At 45.2% G+C, this 18,040-nt stretch carries 17 protein-coding genes; 10 read left to right on the top strand and 7 right to left on the bottom strand.

The annotated features are described in order from the left end of the window. Positions 1 to 160: 160 nt before the first annotated feature. The 5 genes from NG798_RS07445 (at position 161) to cobT (ending at position 5,632) form a co-directional block, all read left to right on the top strand. Entirely contained in the window at positions 161 to 1,219 is a 1,059-nt protein-coding gene (locus NG798_RS07445; RefSeq protein ID WP_261221576.1) for a YheT family hydrolase, read from the top strand. Positions 1,220 to 2,373: 1,154 nt separating this feature from the next. Beyond that, positions 2,374 to 3,081, top strand: a complete 708-nt coding sequence (locus tag NG798_RS07450) for a Crp/Fnr family transcriptional regulator (protein WP_261221578.1) — start codon at positions 2,374 to 2,376, stop codon at positions 3,079 to 3,081. A 74-nt stretch (positions 3,082 to 3,155) separates the two neighbouring features. Further along, entirely contained in the window at positions 3,156 to 3,632 is a 477-nt protein-coding gene (locus NG798_RS07455) for a universal stress protein (protein WP_261221579.1), read from the top strand. Between the two features lie 76 nt (positions 3,633 to 3,708). Beyond that, positions 3,709 to 4,449: a DUF2232 domain-containing protein gene (locus NG798_RS07460; RefSeq protein WP_261221580.1), complete on the top strand. Its 741-nt coding sequence runs from the start codon at positions 3,709 to 3,711 to the stop codon at positions 4,447 to 4,449. Between the two features lie 97 nt (positions 4,450 to 4,546). After that, positions 4,547 to 5,632 (top strand): nicotinate mononucleotide-dependent phosphoribosyltransferase CobT, encoded by a 1,086-nt coding sequence (gene cobT / locus NG798_RS07465; RefSeq protein ID WP_261221581.1) that lies wholly within the window; start codon positions 4,547 to 4,549, stop codon positions 5,630 to 5,632. Between the two features lie 7 nt (positions 5,633 to 5,639). On the opposite strand, the gene NG798_RS07470 is transcribed toward cobT, so the two are convergent. Beyond that, positions 5,640 to 6,008 (bottom strand): hypothetical protein, encoded by a 369-nt coding sequence (locus tag NG798_RS07470; protein ID WP_261221582.1) that lies wholly within the window; start codon positions 6,006 to 6,008, stop codon positions 5,640 to 5,642. Positions 6,009 to 6,650: 642 nt separating this feature from the next. On the opposite strand from NG798_RS07470, the gene NG798_RS07475 reads away from it, so the two are divergent. Together NG798_RS07475 and NG798_RS07480 are read left to right on the top strand one after the other, a co-directional pair. Next, the gene (locus NG798_RS07475; RefSeq protein WP_261221584.1) at positions 6,651 to 7,190 is read left to right on the top strand and encodes a phycobiliprotein lyase; all 540 of its coding nucleotides are present in this window, start codon (positions 6,651 to 6,653) and stop codon (positions 7,188 to 7,190) included. A gap of 3 nt (positions 7,191 to 7,193) precedes the next feature. Further along, positions 7,194 to 8,363, top strand: coding sequence for an extracellular solute-binding protein (locus NG798_RS07480; RefSeq protein ID WP_261221586.1), 1,170 nt, complete (start codon positions 7,194 to 7,196; stop codon positions 8,361 to 8,363). Positions 8,364 to 8,465: 102 nt separating this feature from the next. Here the strand turns inward: NG798_RS07480 and NG798_RS07485 are convergent, their stop codons facing one another. The 3 genes from NG798_RS07485 to NG798_RS07495 all read right to left on the bottom strand — a co-directional run bounded on the left by NG798_RS07485 (position 8,466) and on the right by NG798_RS07495 (position 10,852). Continuing rightward, positions 8,466 to 9,038: a hypothetical protein gene (locus NG798_RS07485; protein ID WP_261221587.1), complete on the bottom strand. Its 573-nt coding sequence runs from the start codon at positions 9,036 to 9,038 to the stop codon at positions 8,466 to 8,468. 40 nt (positions 9,039 to 9,078) lie between these two features. Then, positions 9,079 to 10,209, bottom strand: coding sequence for an aldo/keto reductase (locus NG798_RS07490; protein ID WP_261222169.1), 1,131 nt, complete (start codon positions 10,207 to 10,209; stop codon positions 9,079 to 9,081). Between the two features lie 136 nt (positions 10,210 to 10,345). Next, positions 10,346 to 10,852 carry a bifunctional nuclease family protein gene (locus NG798_RS07495; RefSeq protein ID WP_261221589.1) on the bottom strand — a complete coding sequence of 169 codons (507 nt, stop codon included), beginning with the start codon at positions 10,850 to 10,852 and terminating at the stop codon, positions 10,346 to 10,348. Between the two features lie 423 nt (positions 10,853 to 11,275). Between NG798_RS07495 and NG798_RS07500 the strand changes: the two genes are divergently transcribed. After that, complete coding sequence (locus NG798_RS07500; RefSeq protein ID WP_261221590.1) at positions 11,276 to 11,953, top strand: riboflavin synthase; 678 nt, start codon at positions 11,276 to 11,278, stop codon at positions 11,951 to 11,953. A gap of 76 nt (positions 11,954 to 12,029) precedes the next feature. Here NG798_RS07500 and NG798_RS07505 read toward each other — a convergent pair whose 3' ends face one another. Then, positions 12,030 to 13,553: a M23 family metallopeptidase gene (locus NG798_RS07505; protein ID WP_261221592.1), complete on the bottom strand. Its 1,524-nt coding sequence runs from the start codon at positions 13,551 to 13,553 to the stop codon at positions 12,030 to 12,032. Between the two features lie 757 nt (positions 13,554 to 14,310). On the opposite strand from NG798_RS07505, the gene pgeF reads away from it, so the two are divergent. Next, positions 14,311 to 15,108, top strand: coding sequence for a peptidoglycan editing factor PgeF (pgeF, locus tag NG798_RS07510; protein WP_261221594.1), 798 nt, complete (start codon positions 14,311 to 14,313; stop codon positions 15,106 to 15,108). A gap of 83 nt (positions 15,109 to 15,191) precedes the next feature. After that, positions 15,192 to 15,794 (top strand): CPP1-like family protein, encoded by a 603-nt coding sequence (locus NG798_RS07515; protein ID WP_261221596.1) that lies wholly within the window; start codon positions 15,192 to 15,194, stop codon positions 15,792 to 15,794. A gap of 73 nt (positions 15,795 to 15,867) precedes the next feature. On the opposite strand, the gene hppD is transcribed toward NG798_RS07515, so the two are convergent. Further along, positions 15,868 to 16,965 (bottom strand): 4-hydroxyphenylpyruvate dioxygenase, encoded by a 1,098-nt coding sequence (gene hppD, locus NG798_RS07520; protein WP_261221598.1) that lies wholly within the window; start codon positions 16,963 to 16,965, stop codon positions 15,868 to 15,870. A gap of 107 nt (positions 16,966 to 17,072) precedes the next feature. Beyond that, positions 17,073 to 17,783: an SDR family oxidoreductase gene (locus tag NG798_RS07525; RefSeq protein ID WP_261221600.1), complete on the bottom strand. Its 711-nt coding sequence runs from the start codon at positions 17,781 to 17,783 to the stop codon at positions 17,073 to 17,075. Positions 17,784 to 18,040 lie beyond the last annotated feature (257 nt).

An 18,040-nucleotide genomic window follows, 5' to 3' on the forward strand; every position in this document is an offset into this window, starting at 1 on the left:
TAAATTACCTAAAGTTGCTTACAAATATAGCTTTCAAGTGGAACAGTAGCGAATAATTACAGGCAAATATAATGCAAAAATTGGTTTATCCCGGCTCCACCAATACAACACAAGAGCCAGAATCTTTTATGCTAATTATGAAGATTTGGTAAAGTCGCCAATGATAGAAGCTGCTGCCTATTCCCCGCCGCTGTTGCTGCAAAACGGTTTAGCGATGACCGTGTATATTGCTCGCCAAGCCGGCCTCGACTGGGAAAAAACCATCAAAGACGCCGAACCGGTTTATCAAGAAAAAATCTTTACCGGCGCCTCTGGTGTGCCGATTTTTGGCCTGATGGCAATTCCTGAAAACCCTCGCGGTACTTTTGTCGCAACCTATGGCATCACCGGCGACCTCGACAATCAATGGTTTTTGCGCTTGTTTGCCAGAAAAGCTTTTGCGCGAGGCTATGCGGTGGTGTTGTTTGACTGGCGAGCTCATGGCAAAACAGCAGAACTTTCTCCTATCTTGACTTCGGATGGTATATACGAAGGCGAAGATTTTGTCCGCATCGCGGCGACTGCTAAAACTTGCGGTTGTCCGGCACCGTTTTGGTTAACCGGCTTTTCTCTGGGAGGACAACTGGCTTTATGGGGGATAAAAGCAGCCGAGGATAGCGCATTAGCTGAAGAATTGGGGTTAAGCGAGAGCGATATTGCCGGTGGTGCGGTGATTTGTCCGAGTGTAGACTCAAATCGTTCTTTGTCCTATTTGCTTCAACATCCGACCGGCAAATATTTAGAGAAAGCCATTGCTAAAGAACTAAAACGACTGGCGTGGCGGTTGCACAAACTACACCCAAATGATATAGACCCAAAGGCGATTGAGCGAGCTAATAGCATTTGGGGGTTTGATAATGAATTGGTGATAGGCCGGTTGGGTTTTGATTCGGTGGAAGCTTACTATCATGCCAGCAGTCCGCTGCCATTTTTGCCCCACCTGCGAAAACGTACCCTGATTTTATACGCCGCCGATGATCCGATGTTTGACCCGACGCTGATACCAGAGTTAGAAGCGGCTTGTGAAGACAATTCGGCGATAGATTTAATGTTGACCGAGCGTGGCGGTCATGTGGGCTATATCAGTAGCCTCGCTTGTCAAACCGTTTTTAAAGATCCTGACCGTTGGTGGGCGTGGAATCGGATTTTGGACTGGTGCGACCGGCCCCTAATCAGCTAATGTTTTTCTGGGTGCGGACTTTTGCTGTTTGGAAAAGTACCAAAAAACCGAAAGCTTGACACCAAGAGAGGTGAGCGATCAGAACCCTGGGTTACTCATCCTTATCTCTTTGCCGGCTCACTAATATTAGGCCGGTTCCCACCCGATAGTCTAGGCAATGGCACGCTGGCGCGAGAATATCATCTCTGATTATTAAAAAGTGGGTAGACAATCTGCGATTTTTTTTATTTTAATTGCCGGCAATTGGCGAGGTTTTTTCTGGGGTGATTTTGGTTTTAACTTTTTTGCTAAAACATAACCAATTTGGTTTAGGGGTAAAGTTTGGCGTTTAATTGCTATAGCAATTGTCTATGAGATGTAGTAGATTCATGGGTGATCTATACTTTTTTACGCTGGCCTTGCACTACGCGCTGTCTGAGTTCTCTATCGAACCCAAAAAGATGCCCAAAAGCTATAACAACATTTTTAGGAAATGGCAACACCCCCAAAAATAGATAAATTCCCGCAGAGATGAAATGATGGCAACACTTATCTTGTAAAATCCAAAAAGAAAAATCGAGTCACAACAACCTGCAAATATGATAAAATTAGGGCTATAAATAAGGGGGTAAATAAATAAACGGAAAACATTTTCAAAGAATAGACCTATCAGTATAAAAGAATGAGTAGCAAAAACAATCCTAATAAACTGAGTGGCTGGCAAAACCAGCAAAAAACTCTGGGTTTATTGCATCTAAGTTGCCCCCGCTTGATGGCCCACAACAGAGCCGTACCCACTTGGCTTAAAAAATCTGTTAAAGTTGACTACTTGAATAGAACACCGGCTGCAAGGGCTGTTCTGCAAAGGCGTTCGTGTAGCGTTCACTCACAGCCAAGGCAAAAATTTAGGGGAAGCTGGGAAAAATCACCCGCGCCTCTGACAGCTTTGCCTAGATGGGATCGGCAACCGAAAGAAAGTATAATTACAGACTTCTCTGTATTTCTATAAAAAAACTAGATAGGTTTGTTGGATAATACGGGTGAAACTCAAAAACTTTATGATTTGGCCGCGTGTACAGTTACTTTGTCGGCGCCAAAATCTCCCACCCTAAAGCCGCAACCCCAATCTAGGAAAGAATCTAACTCAAGAGCGTTTATGACAAGATGGCCCCATCATGGAAGACCGATACAACCGCGAGTCCGTTGCCAATAATATCGATCAGTTGATTCGCTCAACGCCTTTTTTTTCAGGTTTACCAGAAGAAATTGTGGTTAAAGCCACTGCCCACATTGTCAGCCGATCTCACCCCGCCAACCAGGTGATTTTGCTGGAAAATGACTGGGGTAGTTCGGTTTACTTTATTTTGGACGGGTGGGTAAAAATACGCACCTATAATTTAGATGGCAAGGAAGTAACGCTGAATATTTTGGGCAAAGGAGAGTTATTTGGCGAAATGGCTGCTCTTGATGAGGTGCCTCGCTCAACTGATGTAATTACCTTAGCGCCTACGACTATTGGTAATTTACCGGCCCAAGATTTTGTCAAGCTGCTTAACACTGAACCTATGGCTGGCATTCGGCTGGCTCAACTTATGGGCCGGCGTTTGCGGCAAGTCAACCGCCGTCTGCGTTTGCGTGAGTCGGACAGTACCTCACGGGTGGCGGATATTCTGCTGTTTCTGGCAGAAGGGCAAGGTAAAATATCAAGCGAAGGTACAGAAATCCCGAATTTACCTCACCGCGAATTAAGCAGTCTCAGCGGACTGGCACGGGAAACGGTGACTCGTGTTTTGAGTAAGCTTGAGAAGAAAAGTTTAATTGTCCGAGATCGGGAGGTGCTTCGGATTCCCGATATGCACGCTCTTGAGCGTCTGTTGGTGTAGCACAAATCAATTATTTTGTCAAGGTTGGCCAAAAAATAGCCGACCCCCAACTTTCTCCCAGCCCTATTACTTTTATGACTTTCCACAAAATTATCGTCGCCCTCGATGACTCACCCCTGAGTCAAGTTGTCTTTTCCGAAGCGCTTGATATTGCCACTGCTCAGAGTGCCAGCTTGATGTTATTTCACTGCATCAGTGAAGAAGCCATCGCCCAGCCAGTCATTGCTTTACCCATAGAGTTAGGCATGACCTCAGAAGTCGTTACCGAAACCTACCAAGTTCAACAACTACGCCTCGACACCCTCAACCAACGAGCAAGAGCAATGCTAGACCAGTTCTGCACAAAAGCAGCCGAGCGTGGAGTGCTTGCAGAATACGATTGTAAAATTGGCTCTCCAGGCCACCGTTTATGTGAATTAGCCCAAAGTTGGAATGCCAGTTTGATTCTCATAGGCCGCCGGGGGAGAACCGGCCTAGCCGAAGCATTTATGGGAAGTGTCAGTAACTACGTCGTACACAACGCGCCTTGCTCTGTCTTAGTCATCCAGTAAGATAGCCCAACAGCCCCAGCCACACCACCGGCATCATAAAAAAACCACTTCCAAAAATGTTTATATTTTTCCTTACATGAGCGACGAGATTACACATAACTTAGATGATCCTCAAAATAACTCGGCAACTTCTGAGAGTGAAAGCCAAAGCAACCTAAATCCTCAATCAGAAACCGATACAAATCCAGTTCTACCACCCACCGGCACCCCCCTAGTGATGGTAGAAACAGCCTTTTTAGCAAGCACAGCCAGCTTAATTTGGGTAATTAACTATTACCTACCCTTGGGGCCGGTGTTGCGAATTTTATTTCCCGTTCCCATCGCCCTAGTTTACCTGCGCTGGGGCAAACGAGCCGCTTGGATGTCCGCCTTAGTATCAGGCTTACTTCTATCAGTCCTCATGGGGCCAACTCGTAGTATTTTATTTGTCATTCCTTTTGGTTTATTAGGAGTCTTATTAGGTTGGTTGTGGCGGCGCGGCGCAGACTGGAATACCTCCATTATTCTCGGCACCCTAATCGCTTCATTTGGCGTATTTTTTCGGATTTGGTTAATGTCAATTTTGTTAGGCGAAGATTTGTGGGTCTATGTCACCACTCAAATTACCCAAATCGCCGAATGGATCTTTGAAAAATTAGGGCTTTTAGAACAACCCAGTTTAATAATTATTCAAATAATTGGGCTAATCTTAGTATTGATAAGTAATGCAGTTTATCTGTTTACCGTTCATCTTGCTGCTTGTCTGTTACTAGAACGCATCGGCAACCCCATCCCTGCACCGCCAATGTGGGTACAAGTTTTAATAGATGAGGAATAGTCAATAGTCCTTTGTCCCTTGTGAGGTTTTCTTTGTCCCAAGATTAATGACTGTTTGACCATTGACAAATGACCATTGACTATTGACAAATGACCAAATGTTGCAGATTTATACCGAATTAGAAAAAGGTTTATCTTGGGTAAAGCGCTATCGGGGTTGCCGGCCCGCCTTTGCCTGTATTTTAGGCTTCACAGAAACCGGCCTAATTCCCCATATCTCTGCTGCCGGTGCAACCCCAGAAGACCGGCGCTATACAGCAATTGCCGATGCAGAATTTTTGTATAATGGCCCCCAACCAAACCCCAGTTACCCTTTACCACCCTTAGACACCGGCATCTCCCCAGTTCTAATATCTCGCGCCGTCCTAGAATCCCAAAATATTCCCAGCTATTTATTCAATGCCGGTTTACCCATTCCTCCCACCGTCCCTGCCATTGATTTAGGAGGAAAACCGGCCCGCTGTCTCACCACCGGCAACGCCCTGGAAATATCCACAGTCAAACACCTATTTCAGCAAGGGCTGCTATGGGGAGAAAAACTTGCCCAACAACACCCTTATTTAATCATCGGTGAATGCGTAGTAGGCGGCACAACCACCGCCTTAGCCCTATTAACCGCACTCTCCATTCCCGCCGCCGGTAAAGTCAACAGTTCCCATCCCACCTGCAATCACAAACAAAAATGGCAAATTGTCACCCAAGGGTTCCAAAATTCTATCAACCTCAAGCCAAACGAACCATTTAACCTCGTCGCCGCCGTTGGCGATCCAATGCAGATTACCGTTGCCGGTATGGCAATTAGCGCTTCCCGAAAAGCCGGCGTTTTATTGGCCGGTGGCACCCAAATGTTAGCAGTTTATGCACTCTTGCAGAAAATCGCTCTCACATATCCCTTAGATTGGCGGCCCGAATCAATCGTCGTTGGTACAACCCGCTGGGTCGCAGAAGACCCCACCGGTGACACCGTAGGACTCGCTCGTTCGATTCCCTCGGTGTCTTTACTCGCCACACAACTTAGTTTTGCCCATTCTGCTTTTTCTGGTTTACAAGCATACGAAAAAGGTTTTGTTAAAGAAGGCACCGGCGCCGGTGGATGTGCAATTGCAGCCCACCTTTATCAAAACTGGAATCAAACTCAACTTCTCGATGCTATTGAAGCTTTAAATAAACGGACTTTCCTTTAAAAAAAACTCAAGAGTGAATTCTTCGGGCAAGTAACTGTTCTTCAAGTGCTGCAATCCGATTATACGCTGCCGTCAATTGAGCCGTTAAGCGCTGAATTTGAGTTTCTGGTGCGATATTTTGCTCGCTGTTGAGACCGTTTCTTTCGGGGTAATTACTATCAGAGAGTACGTCTTTGTGTTCAAAAGCAATATCAAGCAAACTATGGCTAGAATAGTGACCGCCGTTTTCATTCAAAACGCTTTTTAACGTTGCCTTAGCCGACACTTCCCCATCTGTGATCGCTTCCGAAATTTTGCTATTGAGTTGTTCCACCACTTGATAAAGCGCATCTACCTTATGAGTTAATGTACTTACTTGTGTTTGTAGTGTTTCCATCCGAATCCCCCCATGACTTAATTTCTTTTGATCAATTTTATAGAATATCTGGCCACAGTTTAATTATCTTTTAGATTATTTAACCTTTGACAGCAAACGATATGAAACGCAACCGTTGATACAATTTCTTAAATTTTTCTGTAACCAATTAGAAATTAAAAAAATAAAAATACATATATAAAGCTTTAAACCCATACACTGTAAAAAATTGCCCTAAAAGATATGTAGCTTTATTTATGGGAAAACTTACAGCAAACTCTTAAATTACGCATCCCAGTACAGGCAGACAATACGAACAAGCAAACCCAAAATTTTATAGATTGTCACGCATTCTCTGCCTAAAGGTTTAGAAAAATAATCATTTATATTGCATAATTTTAAACCCCGATAGATTGGCAAGCAGAAGAAAACAGTTAAAACACAACATCAAAAGCCTCGCTTTCTTCAAAATTTGAATTTATAGGTTAAATTGTTATGCAATTTATATGCAGCAAAATTGGGCAAAAACAAAATAAATCTTTGGGCCGAGGCGAGGTCAAGATAGAGCATGGTAGATTATATTAAGAAAAGTAACAAACTTGACGGCGGCTTTGACACACTTATTTGTAACCTGTCAATAAAATTGGAAACCGAGGAATATCAATGACACCAATCAGCCAACTGTCTCAGACAACCGCAGAAGCGCAACTACGAGAATTTTTCCGCGCCTCCGAGGGACAGTGGCGTTCAGAACGACGCTACTACACCCTGCCAGATGGAGAAACGCAAGAAATAGAAAGCTTAATTAAAGTAAAATTTTTAGAAGCCGGCCACGAGGATTTAATAGAGTTGGCAGCAAAACACCAACTAAGCGAAGGAGAAGTGCTGCTATGCGGAACAAGGGTTAGCTGGAAAAGCCATGAGACAGTTTCAGGACGCAAAAAGTCTGCCGGTTCCACCCTATTCGGAGTCAGAGGAAACCTACTCTACCGAGATCGGGGTTTTGCCACACCCAAACCCGTTACCGCAGAATACAGAATGCCAAATCCGCAAACCCTATGCCTGCGAACAGAGTACAATGGGTCTGTATTCGAGGAAGAACTTAAACAAATCGGCTACAAATACCGCACGCGGCAAACAATCATCTCGCGGGCGGGAGAACAACAGATGATTGGACAGTATTTAGAAAAACGCATTCTTTAAAAAGTGGATCGACGTTCTTTTATTTCCGGTGCCGGTATGCTTGCCCTCACTCAGCTAATGGCTGGGTGTGGGGGCCAAAACTCAGCAGCTTTGCGAGTCAGATTATTAAAAAATTCAATTCCGGGGCCGGTGTTGAATCAATTTCGCAAAAGCTTGGATCGTGGTTTAGTTTTAGACTTCAAAACCGAACCACAATTGCAAGAACTTTTTACCCAGCTTCAAACTTGGCAACAACCGCAGCCAAAAAACTCCCAAACCTCCTTTTTCTCGATTTCCCTTCCTTTTTTTAACTCCCAAGAATCCCCATCTCTACCGGATCTGGTTTCTTTGGGAGATTTTTGGTTAGCAACCGCAATCAAACAGAAACTCATTGAACCCCTAGATTTAAAAAATGTCCCCAATTGGGAAAAATTGCCTCAACGCTGGCGATCATTGGTAACAAGAAACAACAATGGAGAAGTTGATCCAAAAGGGCAAATATGGGCAGCGCCTTATCGTTGGGGAACCACATTAATTGCATATCGGCGCGATAAATTACAATCCTTGGGAATTAAACCCCTTCAAGACTGGGCGGATTTGTGGCAAGACGAACTAAAGGAAATGATATCTTTGCCCAATCAAGCCCGCGAAGTGATTGGATTAACTTTAAAAAAATTAGGAGAATCTTATAACACAAAAGAACTTGGGGAAGTTAAAAACTTAAAAGCAGAACTGCAAAAATTACACCGGCAAGTTAAACTTTACAGTTCCGGCGCTTATTTACAACCGCTGATTTTAGGAGATACTGCTGTTGCTGTTGGTTGGTCAACAGATATTTTGCCAATTGTGGCACAACAACAAAAAATTAGCGCTGTTATTCCTCAGTCGGGAACTTCAATGTGGGCTGATTTGTGGGTGAGGCCAAAAGGGGCACCGGCGGAGGTAAATTTGCGAGATAGCTGGATCGATTTTTGTTGGCAACCGCCGATAGCAACTCAGTTAAGCTTACGTTCCAAAGCTTCCTCGCCGGTGTTTGCCGGTTTAAAGAGTTCCGAATTTCCGAAAAATTGGCAATCGCAACCTTTATTATTTCCCGATGCTGAAATTTTCAAAAAGTCCGAATTTCTTTTACCCCTGCCAGATCAAACCCTCCAAGAGTATGAAAAATTATGGCGCGAAATTCGCTTAGGGTGATTGGCTAAGACGTGATTTGTTTGCTTTATTTATTGCGGCGGATGAAGAGATCAAGAAACCGGGTTTATTTTCCCTAGCAGAAATTTCTCTGTGGTTGCCCTCTTATCGCCGGCCACCCGCAGGAGTAACGGTACTATCTAAACAAATACGACAGAGGGGAGAATTAACATCACCACCGCAAGTATAAGCCGCCAAAAAATTACCTTGGGGGTTAAAAATTCTGAGATTATAACGATAATCCCAAGCTACCAAGCCAAATTTATTAACAATTTGATAACGTTCCAGATAATTTAATAAACTCCAATATTGCCGATTTACAAACATATCAACTCGTCCCGGTTCGTTGCCGGTGGGTGCATAAGCCAGCCAACTTGTAATTAGTTTGCCCCCATAAATATCTTGGGCAAACCATAAACTCGGTGTTGTTAAGCCTTGTTGAGAAATGGTTTGATTGCTTATAACACCGGCCCCATTTGAGGCTGATAATGACCTAGTTAAACGAATATCTGGCGCTACACTCACCGGACGCGGCGCCCCACAATCTTTTTGAATAACTTGGTCTAAAGTCACTTCGGGAATAAACTCTTGCACCGGCGGAACTTGTGCGAAAACCTTTGAAGTGCCGGTAAGCATCAAACAAAAACTCAATAAAACAAAGTGCCGGTTAATCATCATGGCATCCTTTAGGGCGTGGATAGTTTTTAGACGGCGAAACCTAACCCCAAAGCCGTCTTCCTTCTTGACTCTTCAAACGCTCGTGAGTATCCTGTAACAAACGCGGAATTTCCAAATTTTCAGGACAACGAGGTAAACACTCTCCACACTCCGTACATCGGCTTGCCTTCACCCCCCAAAACCAATGACCGGCATTTTCAAACATCCGATAACGATACTTTCCAAACTCCTCCATTTCATAGGCTAAAGCCAAATTGCGTAACCGCAAAACTTCGGGTATATTAATTTCTTCAGGACAAGGCAAACAAGCCATACACTGACTACATTTGTCAGTTCCCAAAACCTCCGCCGCGTGAGTTTCTAAGCGTTCAAAAACTGCCTTTTCTGCACTTGTTAAACGGCCATCCCCATCAGCAAAACTCAAAGGTAAATCTAATTCTGAAGGGTTAGCCGCACCGACGCTGAGGGTGGTAATGCGCCGGTCGTTTAATAAAAAACGATAATTTAATTGCAAAGGTGTAAAAGGCTCACATAAGGCTTTTAACTGGGCCGGTGGTGTATAAAGTTGCCCGCCTTTATCAGCCGGAGAAATAATAAAAATTCCCATATCTTTTTGGCTGGCTAACTCAAGGGCCGGTGCATTACGCTGGAAAAAATAATAATAATGAAGGTTAATAAATTCAAAAAAATCAGTTTTAATTGCCGCTAAAATTAGCTCTAAATCGCCATGTGTGGAAAAGCCGACATGACGGATACGACCATCTGCCACTGCTTGCCATACCGCTTTCATACAACCTTGGGGGTTTTGCACCCATTCCAAATGTTGCCAAGTATTTAAACCATGAATTGCCAAACAGTCGATATAATTTAAATTAAGCCGGTTTAAAGATTCATCAATATATTTATCAAACTCGCTGGCAGTGGGGGTCGGCGATATTTTTGTTGTTACATATAATTTTTCACGTTTTATTGATAAACCCGCCGAAAAAGCCAACCCCAAATACTCCTCACTTTGGCCGTAACCTCTGGCAGTTTCTAAATGATTTATCCCCAAATTAATAGCTTTTTCAACAGTTTGCACAGCATTTTCTCTTGAGTTTAAATAACGCATTGTTCCCAGAGAAAACACGGATAAATTGAGATTGGTTTTGCCAAAACGCCGGTAAAACATGATGGGGATTAGGGATTGGGTAGTGGGGGCAGACACAGGTGCGGACACCGTGTCTGGGAACCCCTACGAAATTAGGAATTAGCGATTAGAGATTAGGGAAAATAAAAGTTTTTTTTCACCCATCTTGAATCAGCACTCACGAATTATAGCCGGGGCTACCTTGATCGCGTTTGGTAAAATCTTCGGGGCGAAGATTCGACAAAAACTGACGAAAAGCTTGTCTTTCTGCCTCATCAGCTTCTCGATCCACAGGAATAGAAGCATCAGCGACAACTTCTTCCATCACCCAGATAGAGCTATTTGTCCGAATAGCTATCGCAATTGCATCACTAGGACGGGCATCAATTTCTTTTTTAACTTCCCCTTGCCGAAGTGTTAAAACGGCATAAAAAGTATTATCTTGTAACGAGTGAATAATAATTCGTTCAACCGTCATATTCCACTCTTGCAAAATATTTACCATTAGGTCATGGGTGAGCGGGCGGGGAGGAGTTTGGTTTTCCAGGGCGTTAATAATGGCCTTGGCCTGATCTTGACCTATATAAATTGGAAGTGCACGACGTTCTGCTGCATCCCTGAGTAGGACAATCGGGCTTCGCGTAGCGGCATCCAGAACGATTCCAGCGACTTTCATCTCAATCATCGGCTCAACCTCTTAAAATATTGTCGGTAAAGGATCACAAACAACTCAGCCAAGACTTAGCAGGGTTGGAAGAATAAAACCAACGGGGGGGAAGTATCGGCCTGTGATATAAGTAAAATTAATCAAAACTCATAGGTTTAAGGCTGTATATATAAAGGTGCGCCGGTTGAAGATAGCAATTTGTAGCCCTGTGAGAAGGGTTTTTGCAACTGCTTACGGGCGGGTTGTTAAAGGATATTTGCATCCCCCAGAAAAGATTCATAAACTCGCCCCTACCAGTATGCCTTGATCCCCTCCCAGATTGACAACCACAACCGTGAGAATCTGACAAGCGATCTTCACCCTAAAAGCTGACCGGCTTGCCAGCGATGGACTCACCGGCCAACAATAGGGAGATATCCGATCAGATATCACCAAACTGCTGTGTTTACAGGACTGATTCAAGGACTAGGCTCCCTAGAGCGAATAAGCTCAGAGCGAGTAAGAATTTTATGCCACCCAGCCGGTGCTAAGGCGATTTTACAAGATTTAGCGCTTGGCGACAGTGTTGCAGTGGATGGGGTTTGCCTCACCGTTGAGGAAATTCTCCAAAACGGTTTTGTGGCGGCGGCTTCCCCAGAAACGCTACGTCGCACAACTCTGGGACTTTCCGAAGAAGCTTCCTATGTCAACCTCGAAACGTCGCTGAGGGTTGGCAGTAAATTAGGAGGGCATTTTGTCACCGGCCATGTGGACGGTACCGGCTGCTTGCAGGAAGCCCTAGAAACTGCTTCGTCGTGGGAAGTTACTTTTAGCGTTAGCGCCAGTCCCATTGGCCGATATATCGTCAACAAAGGCAGTATTGCTGTCAATGGCATTAGTTTAACTATTGCCGAATGTGACAAGGCCGGTTCTTGGTTTAAAGTTGCTGTTATTCCTGTTACCTGGGCAGAAACTAATTTGCAGTACCTCAAACCGGGTAGTTTTGTCAACCTCGAAGGCGATATTATTGGCAAATATGTGGAAAAGTTTCTCGGCTTCAATGCGCCTTTGCAAAACCACCGGCAACAGGCTGAAGAGGTTATCACAGAAAGCTTTTTAGCAGAAAACGGGTTTATGTAACTGCGAGTCTTGGGGGCCGGCGCTTAAGAGGGAAAATTTAAAAAATCCCCCCTAAAAAAGGGGGGGTTGGGGGCATTTAATTCGCCCTAGCTTGCGTTTTTGGCGCGACTGGGGGGACGGGGGGTAGGGAGATGGGTTTGGGTGCGGCTTGAGATGCCGGAGGTTTGGCTATGACGGATGCGGTTTCGAGAACGGGCCCTTGTAAGGGGGTTTGGGGTGCCGGTAAGGCAATCACAGGAATTTCGCCTTTTTTGGTTGAGGGCGGTGTAGGTGGTGCTTGGACGGTTTGAAATCCTTGTACCATTTGAGCCATTGCGATTTCGAGTTGGGCACCGGCATCGAGGGTTTCCCAACCGTTGGCGGTGAGTTGGCGGAATTCAAAATGCAGGTGTGGGCCGGTGGAGTTGCCGGTGCTGCCAACTCGTCCGATGGGGGTTCCCTGTTCTATCGGCTGTCCGGGGCGGACTAAAATTTCTGATAAGTGAGCGTAGAGAGTTTCTTGGGTTCCTTGGCTGTGTTTGACGATGACGGTTAAACCATATCCGCCTAAGTAGTCTGCGACTTCAACGATGCCTCTTAAGGCTGCAAGTACCGGCGTTCCCATTGGTGCCCCTAAGTCTGTACCGCTGTGGAAACTGTTTCCGCCAGAAATTGGGTGTATGCGCCAGCCAAAGGCTGAGGTGATGGCGGAGGGAATACTCAGGGGAAACAAAATACTTGTGTTGCCGTTACCGGGGAATATCGGTAAAGCTGGCCTTGGGATTGATGGGTTATAGCTGTATCCGTCATTGGGCACTGAGGAACTAAAACCGATGCCATTGGCGCTCACATTTAATGGCCCAACATTGACCGGCTGTATATCACTGGCTATAGCTTCTTCGGGTTGGCTGTAAATTTCAGGTTGGTATTCTGGGGCCGAAGTGGGATTACCGTAATTTAGCTCTTGTTGAGCGATTTCTGGCTGTGGAACTGGTGCGCTTGCAGGAATTTCGGAGTTTGGCGCATAGGGTACTTGGATAGGGGGAAAATCGGCTTCTGCTGTTTGTGCCGGTGCTGGGGGTTCGTAGGCCGGTGCTACTGGTTCGGGTTCGTAGGCCGGTGCTGCTGGTTCGTAGGCTGTTGCTGGGGGTTCGTAGGCTGTTGCTGGGGGTTCGGGTTCGTAGGCCGGTGCTTCCACTCCTCCACCGCATACTCCGCCAGCGGGGCTTTCACCGGCTCCTAAGACGGCTTCACAACCGCTCGAACGTTCTGATAAAACAACTGAGTTCGGTTCTTCGTAATAATTTTCTGTGTTACCGACATTATAGTTTGTGGGATCTATATAAACATTACTGTAGTCTATGGGCGCTTGTGTGCCTGGTTCGGATACGGGGATGTCTATGGGTGCGGCTTCTGGCGGGGCAATTGGTGCTATGTCTGCGGGTGCCGGTTCGAGGTTGACGGGAGTTGAGTAGGTTGTGGCATCAATCATGCCATCGGGTGCGCCTTGGCTTTGGGCCATAACGATTCCACTGCTGAGTATTCCTATACTGCCGCAGCCAACTATCGCCCGCATCAGGGTTATGTAATTAGAACCAGGCTTTCCTAACGGTTTCTGCATATTCCAGACTCTTGTATTGTTTGAAAGTAACGAACGAAGGGTTTATACGAGTTTGTGTCAGCTTTTTTTGGGAGCACCCTGGGGACAGTCGAACCAAAGTTTATAGTAATCCATACTTAGGACAGATGGTGTACTGTTGTTTGTTTTTGGGAAAAAGTTTTTCCTCAACCAGCGGGTAGATTTATAAATAAGGCTCTTTTTTTTTCATCTTTCTTGGGTTTGGATTAAGCTGGAAGTTTAAACGGTCGAGCGGCAATTTTAACACCGCAGGAATACCACAGCAAACTAGAGGCGGGTTTTCAGAGGGAGGTGGTTTTCTTCTTGAAATTCCGCCCGCTCGTTTGAGTTTGGGTGGGTTTGGTTGAAACAGGGGAGTGGTTTTTCTCTCATCAAATCAATGGTTTTGTAAAGTTTTTAGCTGGAGAAATTAAATATAGGCGTTGAAAATCGGCCTCGACAATTGACTGATGGCTTTGTGAGTGCTGATCTTGGTTTCTGGTTCTAAAATTCTGACCCGGATCTTCAGGGGCGCTGGGGGATTAATCGGGGCCGGCAAATATTGCTGAGGTTATTAAAGGTGAGTTGGCTGCGCGCGATCCCGAAATTGGCAGGAGTCTGTAAAATATTATCAAGTTGACGTGCCGATCAATCAGGTTGTCATAAAAGCTGCCCTGGCAACTACAGCTTGAGAATCTAAACAGCAAAATCTAAAGTCTAAGTCCGGGTATTCTCAATTTACGCCCACAACCAAAATCTCATGTACACTTGGCACTGGCAAACTTGGAACGAACTGCCCTATTTAACTTGCAGTCTTTTGGAAAAATGGCCACATGGCTTTTTCACCCACCACTGCTGGCCTCGCTCACCGGCAGAATTGGTGGCTTCGCTACAACCCCAAGCTGAGGTTTACCGAGTGAAGCAAGTACACGGAAATACGGTATTGACAACTAATCAAATAGGTGATATATCGGATTTTCCCGTCTCTGAGCCAGAAAGTGTTGCTTACCCCGAAGCAGATGGACTTGTGACGGAACAATCTCAGCAAGCGGTATGGGTGGCGAGTGCGGATTGTACGCCGGTGTTGATTGCGGATAGGCAAACCGGTTTGGTGGGGGCGGTTCATTCTGGCTGGCGGGGAACTGCTGCCAAAATTGTGCCGCAGGCAATTGGGCGAATGCTGGAACAAGGCTGCCGGTTAGAGAATTTGCTCCTAGCGATGGGGCCGGCGATAGCTGGTGAAGTTTATCAGGTGTCGGAAGATGTGGCGGAGGCTGTTTGTGCTTCGGTTGTGGCCGGTTCAAATTCAGACAAGCTAGGGTCATTGTTAGACCAGTTTTCTGATGTAGGGGTTTTGGATGATCCAGAACCAGGAAAGGTGCGTTTAGATGTGCGGCGAGTGATTGGTTTACAGTTGGAGCAGTTGGGGGTTGCACCTGAACAAGTGGCGATTGCGCCTTATTGTACTTATCAAACTCCAGAGCATTTTTTTTCCTATCGGCGCGATAATCTCAGAAAGGTGCAGTGGTCAGGAATTGTCAGCAGGGAACTTGCTTGAGGGTAAGAAAACCGGCTTTTGGGAAAACTTGTAGGCGGAGATCAAGCTAAGCTAATTTTTAGGGCAGGGAGGTTTAAGAAAAAATGAGCGAAAATTATTACGAAAAGCTTGGTGTCAAGGAAACGGCTTCTTTTGATGAAATCCAAGATGCTCGCAACCGGCTTTTACAGCAATACAGTGGGGATCGCAAGCGTCTGGAGAGCATCGAGGCTGCGTATGATGCGATTTTGATGGATCGCTTACGGATGCGCCAAGAGGGCAAAATTAAGGTGCCAGAAGGAATTCGTTTTCCCGAAAAGCTAACTCCGCCACCGGCTGCGGCGTCTGCACCGGCTTCTAAAAGTCCTGTTTGGTTACAAAAACTTATCGACCGGCCTGCTCCTTCGGAGATTTTGTGGCCGGCGGGGGTGTTTGGCACTTTGGCTGTTTTAAGTGCGGTTTCTACGATTGGGGCTTCGGTGTTGCAGTTATCCTTGGCTTTGGGGGTGGGTGCGGCGCTTTATTTCCTCAATCGCAAGGAAGGCAGGTTTGGCCGGTCTTTGGTGCTAACTCTGACTGGTTTGGTTGCTGGTTTGGTTTTGGGTGCGCTGCTTTCACAGGTGGCGTTGCTTGGTTTATCTGAGGAAAAATTTATTACGTTAATTGCGTTTTTTGTCCTCTGGTTGGTAAGTTGCTTTTTGCGTTAATTTGTCCTTTTTAGTCATTAGTCATTAGTCATTAGAAAAAAACATATTCCTAGAAAGGACAAATGACAAATGACTATTGACTACGTTTTATTTGTTGACGTTCGATGGCTTCAAACAAAGCCCTAAAGTTTCCTTCTCCAAATCCTTTTGCTTCTAACCGGCGTTCTATTAACTCGAAAAAAAACGTGGGTTGTTTGAAGATTGGCTGGGTGAAGGTTTGCAAAAGAAGAGGGCAAACACTCTGGCTTTGCCCGTCAGCGTCGAGGGTTTGAGGTTGCCAGTCTAGGAGGATTTGTGAAAGTTGAATTTGTTGCCAGTCGCTTTTAGAAAGGTTAATTTCTTGTTTGTTTTGCAGTTCGCTGTAGTAAGTATCGGGAACTTCTATAAAGGCTAAGCCTTTTTTTCTTATTTGGTTAACGGTGGTGATGATGTTGTGTGTGGCAAGGGCGATATGTTGGACACCGGCACCGCGATTGATGTCTAAAAATTCTTGGATTTGCGAGTTTTTTGTCGTGGGTTCGTTGAATGGTAGTTGTACGTTTCCTTCTTTTGCTCTTAAAACTTGCGAACGTAATCCTGAGTTTTGAGTTTGGATATTAAAGCTTTGTTGGCGGGTTAATTTTAATGTGTTTTCGTACCAAGTAATTGCGGGTTCTAGTTCTCCTGCGCCGACATTGATAACTATATGATCGATACCTAAAATGGGTATGTTTTGTTTGTGAGGAGTGGGTACAAAAGTTAAATTACTATCGAGGATAATTGACCATTTTTGAGAAGAATTGATCGGTGCGGTGGTTTCAATTAAGGTGTGGGTTAAGTCTCCCCATCCTCTGATTTTTGCCCATTTTAGGATGCCGGTGTTTGTTTGTGTTTGGCGCACCGGCTCGATAATTTTCTCTGGGGCTAACTGGCTGACAATTTCTTCTATTTTGGGCAAAAAAAATGATATGTCTGCTACACCGGCTGGGTGAAGTGAGAGATAGTGTGCTACGGGACTAGCAGAAGTAAGGGGGGAAGATAGTATAAAGTAGGATTGGCCGGTTTTGAGGATTTCGCTGTGGGTGTGGGTGTTGATAGCGGTGGCTATGGGTTGAAATTCTAGGCGATTTTGCAGCCAGTTTCGCCATTCTTTGGCGTTTTCTAGGTAGAAGTGGATGTGATCTATTTGCATGGGGGGGTTTTTTAACCGCAGATAAACGCAGATAAACGCAGATAAATGGGATGAATTTTTGGGGGGTTGGGAAACCCGATTTTTTGAAATATCGGGCTTTTTTAAAGTTAGAAAAAAAGGTGGCTTTCTGGTTGGATGTTTATTTCCATTGGGACGGCTTGTGGTTGGGCTGTGAGGGCAAACATTATGGCTTCGGCTGCGGTTTCTGCACTGAGCATTTTTTTACGGTCTACTTTTAGGTTGACTGTATCCCAAAAGGGGGTATCAATGCCGCCAAAGTAAAATAAGGTGGTTTTTATGCCGTAGCGTTTTAGTTCTTCTGCGATACATTTGCTGAAGCCAACTGCACCAAATTTTGAGGCGCAATAGGCGGCTGCCATTGGCATTGTGTGTTTTCCTAAAATGCCGATAATGTTACATATATGGCCGGTTTGTCTTTCTTTCATTATGTTGGCGGCTGCTGTGGTTGTGTAGAAGCAGCCTTTGAGGTTTAGGTCTAACATTTTGTCTAGGTCGGCTGGTTCTAGTTTGTTCCACTGTTTGAGGATGCCGGCACCGGCAGCATTAATCAGAATGTCGATTTGGCCAAATTGTCCGACGGCTTTATTCATCAGCATTTCGACTTGCTGGGGGTCGGTGATGTCTGTTTGCACCGGCAACAGATGCGAGGGGGTTAAAAATTCGGCTGCGAGGTTGTCTAGTTTGTTGACGTCTCTGGCGGCTAGGACGAGATGTACTCCCTGTGCGGCCAGTTTTCGGGTGACGGCAGAGCCTATCCCGCCGGTGGCTCCTACAATAACGGCTACTTTATCTTTCATGGCTTTACATTTGTTTACAATTTCTAGTTTAGCGGGAAATTGATGGATTTTTCGGTTATTAATTTTAGGGTTAGCATTGAGGGGATGGCATCTAACTGTGTGGAGATTTACAGATTTATACAGTTATGTTTATCTATGATTGATGCTCTTATCCATATATAGCGTTTTTCTTAGGGCTACTGTGGTGCAGAAACACCCAAAAATCAGTTTTCTTGAAAAAGCCTACTTTTTTAGAAACCGGCCTAAAAAAATGAGTT

It is taken from the genome of Ancylothrix sp. D3o, assembly GCF_025370775.1.
Lineage (GTDB): Bacteria > Cyanobacteriota > Cyanobacteriia > Cyanobacteriales > Oscillatoriaceae > Ancylothrix.

What these genes read in the sequence shown, in the direction of transcription:
- NG798_RS07455 (WP_261221579.1), top strand. Translation starts at nt 3,156, where the DNA reads ATGACTTTCCACAAAATTATCGTCGCCCTCGATGACTCACCCCTGAGT.
- NG798_RS07475 (WP_261221584.1), top strand. Translation starts at nt 6,651, where the DNA reads ATGACACCAATCAGCCAACTGTCTCAGACAACCGCAGAAGCGCAACTA.
- pgeF (WP_261221594.1), top strand. Translation starts at nt 14,311, where the DNA reads ATGTACACTTGGCACTGGCAAACTTGGAACGAACTGCCCTATTTAACT.
- NG798_RS07525 (WP_261221600.1), bottom strand. Translation starts at nt 17,783, where the DNA reads ATGAAAGATAAAGTAGCCGTTATTGTAGGAGCCACCGGCGGGATAGGC.
- cobT (WP_261221581.1), top strand. Translation starts at nt 4,547, where the DNA reads ATGTTGCAGATTTATACCGAATTAGAAAAAGGTTTATCTTGGGTAAAG.
- NG798_RS07460 (WP_261221580.1), top strand. Translation starts at nt 3,709, where the DNA reads ATGAGCGACGAGATTACACATAACTTAGATGATCCTCAAAATAACTCG.
- NG798_RS07505 (WP_261221592.1), bottom strand. Translation starts at nt 13,553, where the DNA reads ATGCAGAAACCGTTAGGAAAGCCTGGTTCTAATTACATAACCCTGATG.
- NG798_RS07515 (WP_261221596.1), top strand. Translation starts at nt 15,192, where the DNA reads ATGAGCGAAAATTATTACGAAAAGCTTGGTGTCAAGGAAACGGCTTCT.
- NG798_RS07485 (WP_261221587.1), bottom strand. Translation starts at nt 9,038, where the DNA reads ATGATGATTAACCGGCACTTTGTTTTATTGAGTTTTTGTTTGATGCTT.
- NG798_RS07495 (WP_261221589.1), bottom strand. Translation starts at nt 10,852, where the DNA reads ATGATTGAGATGAAAGTCGCTGGAATCGTTCTGGATGCCGCTACGCGA.
- NG798_RS07490 (WP_261222169.1), bottom strand. Translation starts at nt 10,209, where the DNA reads ATGTTTTACCGGCGTTTTGGCAAAACCAATCTCAATTTATCCGTGTTT.
- NG798_RS07470 (WP_261221582.1), bottom strand. Translation starts at nt 6,008, where the DNA reads ATGGAAACACTACAAACACAAGTAAGTACATTAACTCATAAGGTAGAT.
- NG798_RS07450 (WP_261221578.1), top strand. Translation starts at nt 2,374, where the DNA reads ATGGAAGACCGATACAACCGCGAGTCCGTTGCCAATAATATCGATCAG.
- hppD (WP_261221598.1), bottom strand. Translation starts at nt 16,965, where the DNA reads ATGCAAATAGATCACATCCACTTCTACCTAGAAAACGCCAAAGAATGG.
- NG798_RS07445 (WP_261221576.1), top strand. Translation starts at nt 161, where the DNA reads ATGATAGAAGCTGCTGCCTATTCCCCGCCGCTGTTGCTGCAAAACGGT.